Genomic DNA, 13,387 nt, shown 5'->3' with positions numbered 1-13,387 from the left:
GCCGGGCCTGGCACGGCCGACCCGGCGGGGTGCCGGGTCGGCCGGGATCAGCTGCGGACTGCCGGTGCGGGCCGGCGGGCTCAGGGCAGTTCGTGGTCCTCGTTGAGGGCGGCGCCCTCCTCGGGGTGGAACTGGTCGTAGCCGCGGGTGTCGCACTGGAGGCCGCCGTTGACGCAGTGCTCGACGAGGGCGGCGAGGGTGGCCTCGTCCCAGTTGTTGAAGAAGTCGTAGTGGAAGGAGTAGGCGTCGCCGCTGGCCAGCCGCACCTGGGAGGTGTCGCCGTCCACCGGGAAGGCCATCTTGAACTCGATCATCGGCACGGCGACCGGGTGTTCGGGCGGGCAGACGTCCTGGTTGTCCACCACCACGGGGTAGGCCATGTGGTCGCGGTGGTTGGGCGAGTCCAGGTGCCGGCCGTCCCAGCAACTCGGCGCCTGGAAGCGGACGTTCATCTGGGAGCCGGCCGGGCAGTCGGTCGGGAACCGCACGTTGTCGTAGTCGTCGCCGCACTCCCAGCCCTGGACGTAGCCGGGGTGGGCCAGGAACTCGTCGGCGCTCTGCATCGGGTCGCCGACCACGTAGCGCAGGCCGGTGGGGAAGGGCCGCACCGACTCGTGGTCGCGGATGCCGGACTTGTAGTAGATGACCTGGGGACCGGCGGGGCGGATCTCCTCGTCGCCGTTGTACATGGTCGGCATCCAGTAGGCCGACAGGTCGGCGGGGACCTTGCAGCTGGTCGTGCCCTCGTTCAGGGACTCGACATCGCTGAACGCGTCGGTGGTGTCGTTGCCCATGAAGGTGTGGTTGTGTGAGGCGCCCGGCATCCCGGGGTAGACGATCGGGTCGTCGTCGCCGGTATGGGTCACCGAGCAGTTGGCCTGGAACTCGCGGTGCTCGCGGAAGGGTGCGTCCGGGTTGGGCGGGATGCCCGCCACCGGCTCGTCCACCGGGACCCACTCCCCCGGCGGGGGCGGCTCCATCATCTGGTGGTTCAGGTGTTCCGCCGCCACCGGGGCGGGAGCGGCCTCCCCGGCCGGCGCGGCTTCGGCGCCCATCGTGCCCAACCCGGCGACGACGAGCGCGAACGCCGCCGCCGCGAGGGTGCTGGACTTCAGGGCCGTTCTCCGTGGCATGCGGGACCTCCGAGTCTGGGAGAGCGCTCTCCCGTTGCGGGCAGTGTTGTCGGGATGACGCGAACGTGTCAATGCTCGGCGAGCGGCCCCACGGGACCGGAACTTTCCCGGAACCGGCGGCGGTTCGGCGGGCCGGAGCCGGGGGCGGATACTCGCTGTCCCGCTTCCTCTTTGGGACCCAGGATGGTGGTCATGACGCTGACCACTCCCACCCTGCACACCGCCCGCCTGCGCCTGCGCCCCTTCAGCGACGCCGACGCCGACGCCCTCTTCGCCCTGCACAGCAGCGCCCACGTGATGCGGTACTGGGACTCCCCGCCGTGGCACGAACGGGCCCGTGCCGAACGCTTCCTCACGATGTGCCGCACGTTGGCGGACGAGGGCACCGGGGTGCGGGTGGCCATCGACCGGGTTTCGGACGGGACCTTCGTCGGCTGGTGCACGCTGTCCCACTGGAACCCGGACTACCGCAGCGCGTCGTTGGGTTACTGCCTCGACGACGCGGCGTGGGGCCACGGCTTCGCGACCGAGGCCGCCCACGCGGTCCTGCGGTGGGCGTTCGACACGCTGGACCTGAACCGGGTCCAGGCCGAGACCGACACGCGCAACGGGGCGTCCGCCCGGGTGCTGGAGAAGAACGGATTCGTGCGGGAGGGGACCCTGCGGGAGGAGTGCGTCGTGGACGGTGAGGTCTCCGACACCTGGGTGTTCGGGCTACTCAGGCGCGACTGGCGGCCGTCGCCCCAGGCCGCGGGGCGCTCCCCCGCGGAGGTCGACGCCCGCGGTGCGGCGGGGTCCGGTGGCAGCGCGGGTTGACGAGTCATCTCGGATGACCGTGGCACCGCGGGGAGCCTAGGATCGGAGGGTGCGGATCATCCTGTTGAGCGGGCCCTCGGGGTCGGGCAAAACGACCGTGGCGCGCATCCTGGCCGAGAGCCGGCTCTCCCCCAGCGCGCATCTGCATACCGACGACTTCTACGCGACGATCAGGCAGGGCGCGTTGGCGCCGTATCTGCCGGAGGCGCACGCGCAGAACCAGGTCGTCACCGGGGTGATCGCCCAGGCCGCCGCCGGCTACGCCGCGGGGGGTTACCACACGGTGGTCGACGGCGTGATCGGGCCGTGGTTCCTGGAGGTGTACGAGAAGGCGGCGCGGGCCGCGGGCGTCGGGCTTGTCTACGTGGTGCTGCGGCCCGACCGGGAGACCGCGCTGGATCGCGGGGCGTCCCGCTCCCCGCACCCGCTGACCGACCGGCAGATCCTCAGCCAGATCTACGACGGCTTCGCCGATCTCGGCCCGTACGAGAAGAACGTCCTGGACTCCACCGGCCTCACGCCGGAGAAGACCGCGGAGGCCGTGCTGCACCTTCGGTGAGGCCGCTCGGACTTCGCCGTGGCGGGACCGGTGTCGGCGGCGGCTGCGGGCGGTTCGTCGCGCCCGGCGCGCCAGTGCCAGGCAACTCCCGTGCCGCGCCCGGGTCTTCCCCCGGCGTGGCCCCCACGCCATGGCACCGGATGACGTCGCGATCAGCCACGGCGTGACCCCCGGCTGTGACACCATCGAGGCGAGGCAGGGCAGTCGGCGGTCGGGGCACACGGGGGTGGGCATGCGGGTACGGATGCGCGTCGTGGCAGGCGAGGACGGGGCACGGGAGTTGGCGTCGCTGCGGCGTTGGCTGGCGGCCGAGGCCGGGCTGCGGGGCGCCGTCGACGTCGAGCGACGCCCGGTCGGCACCGGGGAGATGGGGGCGTTGGCGGACACGCTGACGGTGGCGCTGGGGGCCGGTGGCGCGGTCACGGTGCTGGCGGGCTCGTTGTCCGGGTGGCTGCGGCAGCGCCGGTCAGACGTGCGGATCGACATCACGGCGAGCGACGGCAGGCACGTGTCGGTCACCGCGCAGCGGGTGCGGGACGCTCCCGCCCTGATCGAGACCGTGCTGGCCGCGGAGCGGGAGAGCCGAGGCCAGGAGATCCGGGGCGGCGACGCGGCGCAGGGGGGAAGCGACTGATGGGCGGGCTCCCGGACCCGGGCGGAACCCGTGCCGTGCTGATCGGCGTCGGGGCGTACGAGCTGCTGCCCGAACTCCCCGGCGTCACCAACAACCTGTCCGCCCTGTACACGCTGTTCACGGCCCCGGATCTGCTCGGCCTGCCGCCCGACCGCTGCACGGTCCTGGACGGCTCGGTCTCCCCGGATGAGATGGACCGGGCCATCGTCGCGGCGGCGGCCGAGGCGACCGACACCCTGATCGTCTACTACGCCGGGCACGGCCTGATCGACGAGTACGACGGGACGCTGCACCTCGGTTCGCACCGTACGGACCCGGCCCGGGTGCACGCGACCGCGACTCCGTACGAATGGGTCCGTCGCAGCCTGCCGCGGGGGCCGGAACGACGCCTGGTCATGCTCGACTGCTGCTTCAGTGGACGGGCGTTGAACAGCATGGCCGACGACCGGATCACGGCCGTCACCGCGGCGGAGGGCACCGCCGTGCTCGCCGCCGCGCACGAGAACCGGGTGGCCGTCGCGCCGCCGGGCGAGCCGTACACCGCGTTCACCGGTGAGCTGGTCGAGCTGCTCTCCCGAGGTATCCCGGGCGGGCCGGAACTGCTCGATCTGGAGACCCTTTTCGGCGGGATGGAGCGCGCGTTGCGGGCGAAGGGGCGGCCGGCGCCGCAGAGCGCGTTCCGGAACACGGCCAAGCGTCTCGCCCTCGGCCGGAACCGTTCCTGGGCGCCGCCCGACGTCGTGCTCCACGAGCCGCCGCGCCCCGCGTCGGTGCGCGGCCCGGACCAGCGTGTCGTGCTGACCATCAGCCAGGACGTCTGCGACCAGATCGTCGCGCACGCCAGGGAGGAGTATCCCCGACTGGCCTGCGGCATGGTGGTGGGCCCGGCCGGCTCGGATCGCCCCGAGCACCTGATCCGGATCACCAACGCGTCCCCCGCGCCCGAGACGCGGTGGGAGTTCGACGCCATGGAGACGGTCAGGGCGTATCGGCGCATGGAGCGGAACGGCGAGGATCTGGTCGTCGTCTACCATTCGCGTCCCGAGCCGGGCGCCTACCTGTCGAAGCTCGACATCGCCTTTCTGGACGAGGACCGCAACGGCCGTCATCTCGTGATCGTCGCCATTCCCGACCCGGACAGCGTCGAGCTGCGCTCCCACCGGATCTCCGACGCCCGCGTCATGGAGGAAGTGGTCCGGGTGGTGCCGTCGCGTCAGCCGTCCGACCAGCGGCGGGGGGCGTCCTGGTGAGCGCGGTGACGGGTCCGGCCGCCGGGTGCAGGCGTGCGGATCGCCGGCCCGCGGGTGCCGCTGAGCCGACCAGGCAGCGGCCGGATCGGTGAATCCGCACGGCCCTGCCCCGCTCTGACCAGCAGATACGCCGCCTCTCCCGGCCGGCGGTCAGCATCCGGCGTGCGCCGCCTCAAGAGCTGTGTCACCCCGCCGCCATAGGCTGCGCCGCACGGGAGCGAAAGGAGAACCCCATGGCAGACGCGGCCTTCGCCAAGCTTCTGTGGCTGGAAGCGCAGCGAGTTCAGGACCCCGACGGCGCGGACGAGATCCTCGTCGGCCGGGGGGACGGCGGCACCTTCGAGAAGGTCCGCCTGCGGAAGGGGGACGTGTACGAGTTCGACGAGCGGTTCGTGCCGTTCGTCAACCAGGCGCCGATCGATATCGTGCTGCACGAGGTGAACGAGGCGACCGGCAAGGTCAACTTCATCGGCGGGGCGAAGATCATCCCCTCCGAGGTCGGCCTCGGGGAACGCAAGCAGGCCATCGGCGCGCTGTCGCTGTCCCTCTACGAGCTGACCTACAAGGTGCTCTGACGGCCCGTGTCCCGGCCGGGGCGCTGTCGCGGGCCGGGCTCAGCCGCTGACGAAGCAGAACTCGTTGCCCTCGGGGTCCCGCATGACCTGGAAGGACCCCTGTTCGTCGGTGACGGTCCCGCCGACCCGCGTCGCGCCCAGGCCCACCGCCTCGGTGGCCGCCGCCTGGATGTCGTCGACCTCGATGTCGAGGTGGAGCCGGTTCTTGGTGGCCTTGTCCTCGGGTACTGGCTGGAAGGCGAGCCGGGCGACGCCGGGCAGTTCGATGTGTGACCAGTCGTGGGCCCGGTCGACGGGGTCGGCGTCGAAGAGCCGGGCCCAGAACCGGACCAGGGTCCGCGGTTCACGGGAGTCCACGACGATCTGTTGCAGGCGCGCGCGCATGGGCGGGAGCCTAGGCCGGGCCGCCGCCGGTTCCAAGGGCGGCGGTTGGGCGGGGCGAGTGCGCCGGCGCTCGGCGGATGACGCCGTTCTCACTTCATGGGGTGGGCTCCCCGTCGGTGAGGAAGTCCAGCAGCAGCTGCCGGCTGGTCTGCGAGGTGAGGCTGCCGTAGGCGTCGTCGAAGGCGTGCTCGGCGAAGGGGAGCTCCTTCACCGTGGTGTCCACGCCGGCCCCGTGCAGCGCGTCCGCCAGTTGCCTGATGGTCGCGGGCGGTGCGCTGCGGTCACGGTCACCCACCACCATGAGGGTCGGCTGAAGGCCGGGGCGTACCTCCGCCAGGGGGGAGACCTCCCGGTAACGGTCGGGGTACTGCTCAGGGGTCCCACCGGTGAAGAGTTCGGCGGCGTTGCGGCTGCCGGCCACGTCCCGCTGCCACATGTGGGTGACGTCCGTGCCGGGGTAGAAGCCGACCACCGTGGCCGGGGGTTCGGGGGTGGGGCCGTCCGTGGCGGTGATGGTGCCGTTCTGGAGCCGGTAGGCGGTGTTCATGGCCAGGGTGCCGCCCGCCGACATGCCGCCCATCGCTATCCGGTCCCGGTCGATCCCGAGGGTGTCGGCGTGCTCCCGCACCCAGCGCAGTGAGGTCAGCAGGTCCTGCGGCGCCTTGTCCCAGGTGGGACGGTCCTCGGTAGCCAGCCGGTAGTCGATGGCGAAGACCGCGACCCCGTGGTCGGCCAGCCAGCGCCCGGTGCCGCGCAGGTCGCTCTTGTCGAAGACGTGGAAGCCGCCGGCGTGCGCCAGGATGATCGCCGGAGCGTTCTCGGTGTGCTCGGGGAGGTAGATGTCCACGTCCAGGTTCTGGTCGTTCCGGGCGGCGTATGTCTCGGTACGGTCCGGGGTCGCGCCGGGGTAGGCGAGTTGGGTCAGAATGTCGCGCGGGGAGATCTGGGCTCCGGCCCGTACGGCGGCGTTCAGCTGGACGCCGCCGATGAGCAGCGCGGCCACCGTGGACCCGGCGGTGATCACGGTCACGGCCCGTCCCCAGCGGCGCGGCCGGCCACGCCACGCCAGTAGTGCCAGGCCCAGGCCGGCCAGCGCGAACAGCGCCATGTGAAACGGGTACTGGCCGCCCAGCACCGGGCCGATGATGCCCACCTTGGGGATGGCCGGCACATAGGCGCCCAGCATGATCAGTCCGGTGAGCAGGGCCAGCAGGGATGCCAGCAGTGCGGCGGCCGTCCTGGCCGTGGTGCGAAAGAGCGTCTTCATGCCGTTGACTCTCGCCGCCGGGCCCCCTGCCGGTCGTCCCCCGGCAGAGCCGGGTTCGTGGGTAGCTCCGCGGAGCTACCCGGGCGGGAAAGTTCCTGCTCCGGGAGGAGAGGCGCCCGGCTCACAATGTTCGGGTGCATGAGCTGATCTCCTTCCGGGCCCGGCCGCTGCCGTCGCTGGCCTGGCCACGCTGGCTGGGCCGGTCGCCACACGTGCTGGCGGTGCTGGCGGCCGTCTCGCTGTCGCTCACCGGGGCGGACACGGTCGCCCGTCTGCTGGCCATCGCACACGCCGCCACCCTCGTGGTGGCGTTGCGGTGGCCGGTGACGGCCTGGTGGCTGTCGCTGGGCTTTGTCGTCGGCATCGCTGTCGGCCATCCGCCCAGCCATGACAATCAGCTGTGGGCGTGGCTGGTGCAGGCGTCCGTGGTGCTGCTGCTCGCGCTGCGCCTGCCGCCGCTCGTGGCGGCGGTGGCGGCCGGCGCGGGGCCGCTGGCGGCTGTGGCACTGAAGTGGGCCGGTGCCGGCGTCGGCTCCTGGCGGCTGGTGTTGGCCAGCGCCGTGCTGTCGGCGGTCGCGCTGCTGCTGGGCGTGCTGGCCAGGGAACGCCGCCGGGACCGGGAGCGGCTGGCCGAACAGATCGCCGCCACCGCGCGGGAGCGGGCGCTGCGCACGGTGTGGGAGGAGCGTGCCCGGATCGCCCGGGAGCTGCACGATGTGGTGGCCCACCACATGTCGGTGATCGCCCTCCAGGCGGAGGCGGCGCCGCACCGGACGCCGGATCCGCCGCCGGTGCTGGTCGACCGGTTCGGCACCATCCGGACCACCGCGCTCGAAGGGCTGGCCGAGTTGCGCCGGCTGCTGGGGCTGCTGCGACCGGAGGGGGTCACCGGGCCGGCGGGTAGCACCGCCCCGCAGCCGTCGCTGGGGCAGCTCGACGCGCTCACCGAGCAGGTACGGGCGGCCGGGGGCAACGTCCGTGTGCGGGTCGAGGGGCGGGCCAGGCCGCTGCCACCGGGGGTGGAACTGTCTGCGTACCGGATCGTGCAGGAGGCGCTGAGCAATGTGTTGCGGCACGCTCCGGGCGCGGAGGCCGGGGTGGTGATCGGCTATCGGCGGGCGACGCTCACGGTGCGGGTACGCAACGGCGCGGCGGCCGGGTCCCCAGCCGTGCCGTCGCCGGGTGCCGGGCACGGGATCACCGGGATGCGGGAACGGGCCGCGATGCTGGGCGGGGAGTTGGCGGCCGGGCCGGTGCCGGGCGGCGGGTACGAGGTGTCGGCGGTGCTGCCGGTGCCGGCGGCAGGGGGTGTGGCATGACGATCCGGGTGCTGATCGCGGACGATCAGGCGATGGTGCGGGAGGCGCTGTCGGTGTTGCTCGCGGCTCGGCCCGGCATCGAGGTGGTGGGCGCCGCCGAGGACGGGGCCCAGGCGGTGGCACTGGCCGGGGAGCTGGTCCCGGATGTGGTGGTGATGGATATCAGGATGCCGGTGTTGGACGGCATCGAGGCGACGCGGCGGATCGTCGGGCGGGCGGGGTCCGGCACCCGGGTTCTGGTGCTGACCACGTTCGATCTGGATGAGTACGTGTACGAGGCGCTGCGCGCCGGCGCCGCTGGTTTTCTACTGAAGGAGGCGTCGGGCGGGGAGTTGGCCGAGGCGGTGGGTGTGGTGGCGGGCGGTGAGGCGCTGTTGTCGCCGGAGCTGACCCGGCGGCTGATCGCCGAGTTCGCCCGGCTGTCCCCGGCGCCGGGGGCGGCCCCCGCCCGGGAGGGGGCGCCGGCGTCGGGGCTCACCGCCCGGGAGACGGAGGTGCTGGCGCGCGTGGCGGAGGGGCTGTCCAACGCGGAGATCGCCCGAGTTCTGGTGGTCGCGGAGGAGACCGTCAAAACACATGTGGGGCGGATTCTGCACAAGCTGGGGCTGCGGGACCGCACCCAGGCGGCGGTGTTCGCCTTTGAGTCAGGGCTTGTCACCCCCGGTAGGCGCCGGGAGTGAGCGGGTGGCGCACGCTCGGGAGGCTACGCCCTCCTCCCTGCCCCTGCACCTCGCGCCGCACTCCCAGCACCTCGCAGCGGATATGGGTCTGCCATCTGACGACGGGACCTATGCCGCCGGCCCGTTGTCGATCTCGGCGATCAGGCGCTCGACACGGGCGCGGATCTCGTCCCGGATGGGGCGGACGGCCGCGAGGCCCTGTCCGGCCGGGTCGTCGAGTGTCCAGTCGAGGTAGCGCTTGCCGGGGAAGACCGGGCAGGCGTCGCCGCAGCCCATGGTGATGACGTAGTCGGACGCCTGGACGGCGTCGGTGGTGAGCGGCTTCGGCCGCTCGGCGGAGATGTCGACGCCGACCTCGGCCATGGCCTGGACGGCGGCGGGGTTGACCTGGTCGGCGGGGAGGGAGCCGGCGGAGCGGACCTCGATCCGGTCGCCGGCGAGGTGTCCGAGAAAGCCGGCGGCCATCTGGGAGCGGCCGGCGTTGTGGACGCAGACGAAGAGCACCGAGGCGAGCGGCGGGGTCGGGTCAGTGGGCATGGCGTTACTTCCCTCGGGGCGGACGGGCTTCGGGGTGGAGGTCACCGGCATCAACCGGAGCTGGCATCAGCCGTGACTGATGTGACAGTATCAGCGCATGCTGACTTCAGTCGACGCTGATCCGTTGCGGGCGCTGGCCGACCCGCTCCGGCTGCGGATCGTGGCCCTGCTGGCCCGCGAGACGCTCTGCACCACGCATCTGGTCGAGGAGACCGGGGCCAAGCAGACCAACCTCTCCAACCACCTGCGGGTACTGCGGGAGGCCGGCCTGGTGGAGACCGAGCCGTGTGGCCGCTTCACCTACTACCGCCTGCGGCCGGCGGCCCTCGAAGCCCTGGCCGGGCAGTTCACCGAGCTGGCCGCCGCCGCCCGCGCCACCGTCGACTCGGACCGGAAGCGGGCCTGCCCGTGACCACCGTCAAGCCGCCCGCCCCACCCCGACGTTCGAGCGGCGGGGACCCGCGCGAGCCGTCCGGCATCGTGTCGGGGCTGTCCACCCTGGACCGCTTCCTGCCGGTGTGGATCATCGCCGCCATGCTCACCGGGCTGCTGCTCGGCCGGGCCGTGGACGGTCTGGACGAGGCCCTGGCCGACCTGGAGGTCGGCGGCGTCTCGCTGCCGATCGCCGTCGGCCTGCTGGTCATGATGTATCCGGTGCTGGCCAAGGTGCGTTACGACGCCACCAGCCTGCGTGCCGTCACCGGCGACCGCCGGCTGATGGTCCTCTCCCTGGTCGTCAACTGGCTGCTCGGGCCGGCGGTGATGTTCGCGTTGGCCTGGCTCTTCCTGGCCGATCTGCCGGAGTACCGCACCGGGTTGGTCATCGTCGGGCTGGCCCGCTGCATCGCCATGGTGATCATCTGGAACGACCTGGCGCGCGGCGACCGGGAGGCCGCCGCGGTGCTGGTGGCGCTCAACTCCGTCTTCCAGGTGCTGGCCTTCGGCCTGCTCGGCTGGTTCTACCTGGACCTGCTGCCCGGCTGGCTCGGCCTGGGCGAGGGCGAACAACTCGACGTCTCCACCGGGAAGATCGTGCTGAACGTGGCCGTCTTCCTCGGCGTGCCCCTCCTCGCCGGCTTCCTCACCCGCCACCTCGGGGAGCGCCGCCTGGGGCGCGAGCGGTACGAGGCCCGGGTGCTGCCGGCGATCGGCCCGTGGGCGCTGTACGGCCTGCTGTTCACCATCGTGCTGCTCTTCGCCCTCCAGGGCGACCGCATCACCTCCGAGCCGTGGGACGTGGCCCGGATCGCGCTGCCCCTGCTGGTCTACTTCGCCGCGATGTGGTTCGGCTCCTACGCCCTGGGGCGGGCGGCCGGGCTGCCCTACGACCGCACGGCGACCCTCGCCTTCACCGCCGCCGGCAACAACTTCGAGCTGGCCATCGCGGTCGCCATCGGCGCCTTCGGGGTGACCAGCGGCCAGGCGCTGGCCGGGGTCGTCGGCCCGCTGATCGAGGTCCCGGTGCTGGTCGCCCTGGTCTACGTCTCCCTCGCCCTGCGGCGCCGCGCCACCGCGGCCTGAAGGGCGCGGTGGGGGCCGACGGGCGGCGCCGCGCCCGCGTGTCCCCTCGGGGGAACGGATCTCGACTGTCCCGGGCATCAAGCGCTCCACGGTCGTCAGGGCCGACCGCGCCCCGTGGTGGGACAACGCGTTCGCCCGTGAAAGGGTTGCTGTCATGACAGTTGGCGCGCCGGGTAGCGAAGTCGTGCTTGAGACAAGTCGCCTGCTGCTCAGACCGTGGCGGGCAGCCGAGGCAGGCGTCCTGCGTGAACTGTGGACCGAACGTGATCCACGCGTCCCGCCGCATCGCCGCATCGACAAGGACGGACGCCCCACGGTCGCGGAGCTCGCGGATGCGATCCGCACCAACCGGATGTGGTCGACCGGGTTGCTGGCGGTCGAGCGGACGACCTCCCGTGACGTCATCGGCTACTGCGGGCTGGTCGACAGCGGTCGGGGGTCGGCGGGGGAACCGGAGCTGGCATTCGAGCTGCTACGCCGGGTCTGGTGTCAGGGCTACGCCACCGAGGCCGCGGTGGCGGTTGTGGAATGGGCGCGATCGTCTGGGCACGAACGCCTGTGGGCCACGGTCTGGGACTGGAACACCGCCTCCCGCCGCGTGCTGGCCAAGGTCGGGTTCACCGAGACCGATCGAGAAGAAGTGGACGCGGTGCACGGGACCATGCTGTTCACCACGAGACGGCTCTGACACGCCCGACGCCGGCGGGCGGCGGATACCCCCTTCGCGTCAGGGAGCGACGCGTGGGGCGAGCGTCGCGGACAGCGCGGCGAGGACCGAGGGGGCGACGGCGTAGTAGACCCAGGTGCCGCGGCGCTCGGAGGTCAGGAGTCCGGCCTCGCGGAGCTTCTTCAGGTGGTGGCTGACGGTGGGTTGGGAGACGCCGACATCGGCGATGTCGCAGACGCAGGCCTCGCCGCCGGGGTGGGAGGCGATCCGGGAGAACAGCCGCAGCCGGACCGGGTCGGACAGCGCCTTGAACATGCCGGCCATCCGCTCGGCGTCCGCCTCGGACAACTCCCCCGCGGTCAGCGGCGGGCAGCACGGCACGACCACGTCCGCCGGCTCCGGCGTCGGCAACCGCCCACTCTTCTTCGACATGCGTCTATGTTGACACTCATCAATATCGAGTGGCAAGCTCCGCTGGACATCGACAAACGTCGAATCAGCGAAGGAGTGTCGCTCATGTCGGAGACCACCCCGCTCCCGGTCGCGGTCATCGGCGCCGGCCCCGTCGGCCTGGCCGCCGCCGCCCACCTCGTCGAGCGCGGCCTGGAGCCGCTGGTCCTGGAGGCCGGGCCGACGGCCGCCACCGCCGTCCGCTCCTGGGGGCATGTGCGGCTCTTCTCCACCTGGTCGGAACTCGTCGCCCCGGCCGCCGGGAAGCTCCTGGCCCCCACCGGCTGGACCCCACCGCCGGCCGGCGACTACCCGACCGGCGCCCAGTGGGTCGTTGACTACCTCCAGCCGCTCGCCGACGCCCTCGGCGAGCGCGTCCGCTACGGCGCCACCGTCACCGGCGTGGCCCGCGCCGGCCGCGACCGGGTGGTGGACGCCGGCCGCGCCGACCAGCCCTTCACCCTCCACCTGACCACCGCCGACGGCGGCGAGGAGCGCGTCCGCGCCCGCGCCGTCATCGACGCCTCCGGCACCTGGGCCACCCCCAACCCGCTCGGCACCGACGGGCTGCCCGCCGTCGGCGAGCGCGCCCTGGCCGCGCGGGGACGCGTCAGCTACCGCGTCCCGGACCTGCACGACCCGGCCGTGCGCGCCGCGTTCGCCGGCAGGCGGACCGCCGTGGTCGGCACCGGCGCCTCCGCCTTCACCGCCCTCGCCGGCCTCGCCGAGCTGGCCAGGACCGGCGAGGGCGCCGGCACCAGCGCGCTGTGGGTGAGCCGGCGCGGCGTCTCCGGCGCCACCTTCGGCGGCGGCACCGCCGACCAACTCCCGGCCCGGGGCGCCCTGGGGCTGGCCGCGAAGGCCGCCGTCGAGGCGGGACACGCGCGGGCCGTCACGGGCTTCCGCACCGCCGCCGTCGAACGGGACGCCGAGGACCGGCTGATCCTGGTCGGCGAGGACGGCCGCCGCACCGAGCCCGTCGACCACGTGCTCGTCCTCACCGGCCTGCGGCCCGACCTCTCCTTCCTCTCCGAGGTCCGCCTCGGCCTGAACGAACGGCTCTCCGCCCCCACCGCCCTGGCCCCCCTCATCGACCCCAACGTCCACTCCTGCGGCACCGTCTACCCGCACGGCTTCGACGAGCTGTCCCACCCCGAAGCGGGCCTGTTCCTCGCCGGGATGAAGTCCTACGGCCGCGCCCCGACCTTCCTCGCCATGACCGGCTACGAGCAGGTCCGCTCCCTCGCCGCCGCCCTGGCCGGCGATCTGGCGGCCGCCCGCCGGGTGGAGTTGACCCTGCCGGAGACGGGAGTCTGCGGCGGCGCCGGGCTCTTCGACACCCCCGCCCAGCAACAGGAGTCCGGCTGCCGCGCCGCACCGCGACTCGTCCCCCTCACCGCGGCCCCGGCCGCCGGCAAGGAGCCCTCGGAGGGCGGCGGTTGCTGCGGCGGGTGACCGCCAGAGCTGAGGGGGGCGACGACCCGCCGGAGCCGATCCGCGCCGAGGCGGAACGGGCGAAGCAGCGCTGCACCGGTCGACACCGTCCGAGGCGGATCGTGCGCACGGCGACGCGTGCTCGTCGTCAGCAGCGGCAA

General features: G+C 72.9%; 16 protein-coding genes. 11 read left to right on the top strand and 5 right to left on the bottom strand.

All coding sequences use genetic code 11. The features are described from left to right. Positions 1–80 precede the first annotated feature (80 nt). Entirely contained in the window at positions 81–1,133 is a 1,053-nt protein-coding gene (locus RM844_RS13285; RefSeq protein ID WP_311667319.1) for a DUF1996 domain-containing protein, read from the bottom strand. Positions 1,134–1,325: 192 nt separating this feature from the next. On the opposite strand from RM844_RS13285, the gene RM844_RS13280 reads away from it, so the two are divergent. The 5 genes from RM844_RS13280 to RM844_RS13260 all read left to right on the top strand — a co-directional run bounded on the left by RM844_RS13280 (position 1,326) and on the right by RM844_RS13260 (position 4,967). Then, positions 1,326–1,949: a GNAT family N-acetyltransferase gene (locus RM844_RS13280; RefSeq protein ID WP_311667318.1), complete on the top strand. Its 624-nt coding sequence runs from the start codon at positions 1,326–1,328 to the stop codon at positions 1,947–1,949. Between the two features lie 49 nt (positions 1,950–1,998). Beyond that, positions 1,999–2,508: an AAA family ATPase gene (locus tag RM844_RS13275; protein WP_311667317.1), complete on the top strand. Its 510-nt coding sequence runs from the start codon at positions 1,999–2,001 to the stop codon at positions 2,506–2,508. A 130-nt stretch (positions 2,509–2,638) separates the two neighbouring features. Then, a complete protein-coding gene (locus RM844_RS13270; RefSeq protein WP_311667316.1) occupies positions 2,639–3,142 on the top strand; it encodes an effector-associated constant component EACC1 in 504 nt (167 codons plus the stop codon). Beyond that, entirely contained in the window at positions 3,142–4,392 is a 1,251-nt protein-coding gene (locus RM844_RS13265; protein ID WP_311667315.1) for a caspase, EACC1-associated type, read from the top strand. Before RM844_RS13270 ends, RM844_RS13265 begins: the two co-directional genes overlap by 1 nt. 233 nt (positions 4,393–4,625) lie before the next feature. Continuing rightward, positions 4,626–4,967, top strand: a complete 342-nt coding sequence (locus RM844_RS13260) for a hypothetical protein (protein WP_311667314.1) — start codon at positions 4,626–4,628, stop codon at positions 4,965–4,967. A gap of 39 nt (positions 4,968–5,006) precedes the next feature. On the opposite strand, the gene RM844_RS13255 is transcribed toward RM844_RS13260, so the two are convergent. Both RM844_RS13255 and RM844_RS13250 read right to left on the bottom strand, forming a co-directional pair. Then, complete coding sequence (locus tag RM844_RS13255) at positions 5,007–5,351, bottom strand: VOC family protein (RefSeq protein WP_311667313.1); 345 nt, start codon at positions 5,349–5,351, stop codon at positions 5,007–5,009. Positions 5,352–5,445: 94 nt separating this feature from the next. Next, positions 5,446–6,618 (bottom strand): alpha/beta hydrolase, encoded by a 1,173-nt coding sequence (locus RM844_RS13250; protein ID WP_311667312.1) that lies wholly within the window; start codon positions 6,616–6,618, stop codon positions 5,446–5,448. A gap of 134 nt (positions 6,619–6,752) precedes the next feature. On the opposite strand from RM844_RS13250, the gene RM844_RS13245 reads away from it, so the two are divergent. Then, the gene (locus RM844_RS13245) at positions 6,753–7,937 is read left to right on the top strand and encodes a sensor histidine kinase (RefSeq protein ID WP_311667311.1); all 1,185 of its coding nucleotides are present in this window, start codon (positions 6,753–6,755) and stop codon (positions 7,935–7,937) included. Next, complete coding sequence (locus tag RM844_RS13240) at positions 7,934–8,617, top strand: response regulator transcription factor (RefSeq protein WP_311667310.1); 684 nt, start codon at positions 7,934–7,936, stop codon at positions 8,615–8,617. Before RM844_RS13245 ends, RM844_RS13240 begins: the two co-directional genes overlap by 4 nt. Positions 8,618–8,725: 108 nt before the next feature. On the opposite strand, the gene RM844_RS13235 is transcribed toward RM844_RS13240, so the two are convergent. Next, entirely contained in the window at positions 8,726–9,154 is a 429-nt protein-coding gene (locus RM844_RS13235) for an arsenate reductase ArsC (RefSeq protein ID WP_311667309.1), read from the bottom strand. Positions 9,155–9,251: 97 nt separating this feature from the next. Between RM844_RS13235 and RM844_RS13230 the strand changes: the two genes are divergently transcribed. From RM844_RS13230 to RM844_RS13220, 3 genes are all read left to right on the top strand, one after another. Next, a complete protein-coding gene (locus tag RM844_RS13230) occupies positions 9,252–9,566 on the top strand; it encodes an ArsR/SmtB family transcription factor (RefSeq protein ID WP_311667308.1) in 315 nt (104 codons plus the stop codon). Further along, complete coding sequence (arsB, locus tag RM844_RS13225) at positions 9,563–10,675, top strand: ACR3 family arsenite efflux transporter (protein ID WP_311667307.1); 1,113 nt, start codon at positions 9,563–9,565, stop codon at positions 10,673–10,675. The genes RM844_RS13230 and arsB overlap by 4 nt, the downstream gene beginning before the upstream one ends. A gap of 154 nt (positions 10,676–10,829) precedes the next feature. Then, a complete protein-coding gene (locus RM844_RS13220; protein ID WP_311667306.1) occupies positions 10,830–11,363 on the top strand; it encodes a GNAT family N-acetyltransferase in 534 nt (177 codons plus the stop codon). 39 nt (positions 11,364–11,402) lie between these two features. Here RM844_RS13220 and RM844_RS13215 read toward each other — a convergent pair whose 3' ends face one another. Then, entirely contained in the window at positions 11,403–11,774 is a 372-nt protein-coding gene (locus RM844_RS13215; RefSeq protein ID WP_311667305.1) for an ArsR/SmtB family transcription factor, read from the bottom strand. Between the two features lie 84 nt (positions 11,775–11,858). On the opposite strand from RM844_RS13215, the gene RM844_RS13210 reads away from it, so the two are divergent. Next, on the top strand, positions 11,859–13,247 hold the full coding sequence (locus RM844_RS13210; RefSeq protein WP_311667304.1) for an FAD-dependent oxidoreductase: 1,389 nt from the start codon (positions 11,859–11,861) through the stop codon (positions 13,245–13,247). Positions 13,248–13,387 lie beyond the last annotated feature (140 nt).

The organism is Streptomyces chisholmiae (assembly GCF_031845445.1).
Lineage (GTDB): Bacteria > Actinomycetota > Actinomycetes > Streptomycetales > Streptomycetaceae > Streptomyces > Streptomyces chisholmiae.
Note: the sequence above shows the minus strand (reverse complement) of the source record. Positions and strands in the feature narration are given on the sequence as shown.

Coding starts and splice junctions, on each gene's coding strand:
- RM844_RS13230 (WP_311667308.1), top strand. CDS start 9,252: ATGCTGACTTCAGTCGACGCTGATCCGTTGCGGGCGCTGGCCGACCCG.
- RM844_RS13260 (WP_311667314.1), top strand. CDS start 4,626: ATGGCAGACGCGGCCTTCGCCAAGCTTCTGTGGCTGGAAGCGCAGCGA.
- RM844_RS13250 (WP_311667312.1), bottom strand. CDS start 6,618: ATGAAGACGCTCTTTCGCACCACGGCCAGGACGGCCGCCGCACTGCTG.
- RM844_RS13220 (WP_311667306.1), top strand. CDS start 10,830: ATGACAGTTGGCGCGCCGGGTAGCGAAGTCGTGCTTGAGACAAGTCGC.
- RM844_RS13265 (WP_311667315.1), top strand. CDS start 3,142: ATGGGCGGGCTCCCGGACCCGGGCGGAACCCGTGCCGTGCTGATCGGC.
- RM844_RS13215 (WP_311667305.1), bottom strand. CDS start 11,774: ATGTCGAAGAAGAGTGGGCGGTTGCCGACGCCGGAGCCGGCGGACGTG.
- RM844_RS13285 (WP_311667319.1), bottom strand. CDS start 1,133: ATGCCACGGAGAACGGCCCTGAAGTCCAGCACCCTCGCGGCGGCGGCG.
- RM844_RS13280 (WP_311667318.1), top strand. CDS start 1,326: ATGACGCTGACCACTCCCACCCTGCACACCGCCCGCCTGCGCCTGCGC.
- RM844_RS13255 (WP_311667313.1), bottom strand. CDS start 5,351: ATGCGCGCGCGCCTGCAACAGATCGTCGTGGACTCCCGTGAACCGCGG.
- RM844_RS13210 (WP_311667304.1), top strand. CDS start 11,859: ATGTCGGAGACCACCCCGCTCCCGGTCGCGGTCATCGGCGCCGGCCCC.
- RM844_RS13240 (WP_311667310.1), top strand. CDS start 7,934: ATGACGATCCGGGTGCTGATCGCGGACGATCAGGCGATGGTGCGGGAG.
- RM844_RS13235 (WP_311667309.1), bottom strand. CDS start 9,154: ATGCCCACTGACCCGACCCCGCCGCTCGCCTCGGTGCTCTTCGTCTGC.
- RM844_RS13270 (WP_311667316.1), top strand. CDS start 2,639: ATGGCACCGGATGACGTCGCGATCAGCCACGGCGTGACCCCCGGCTGT.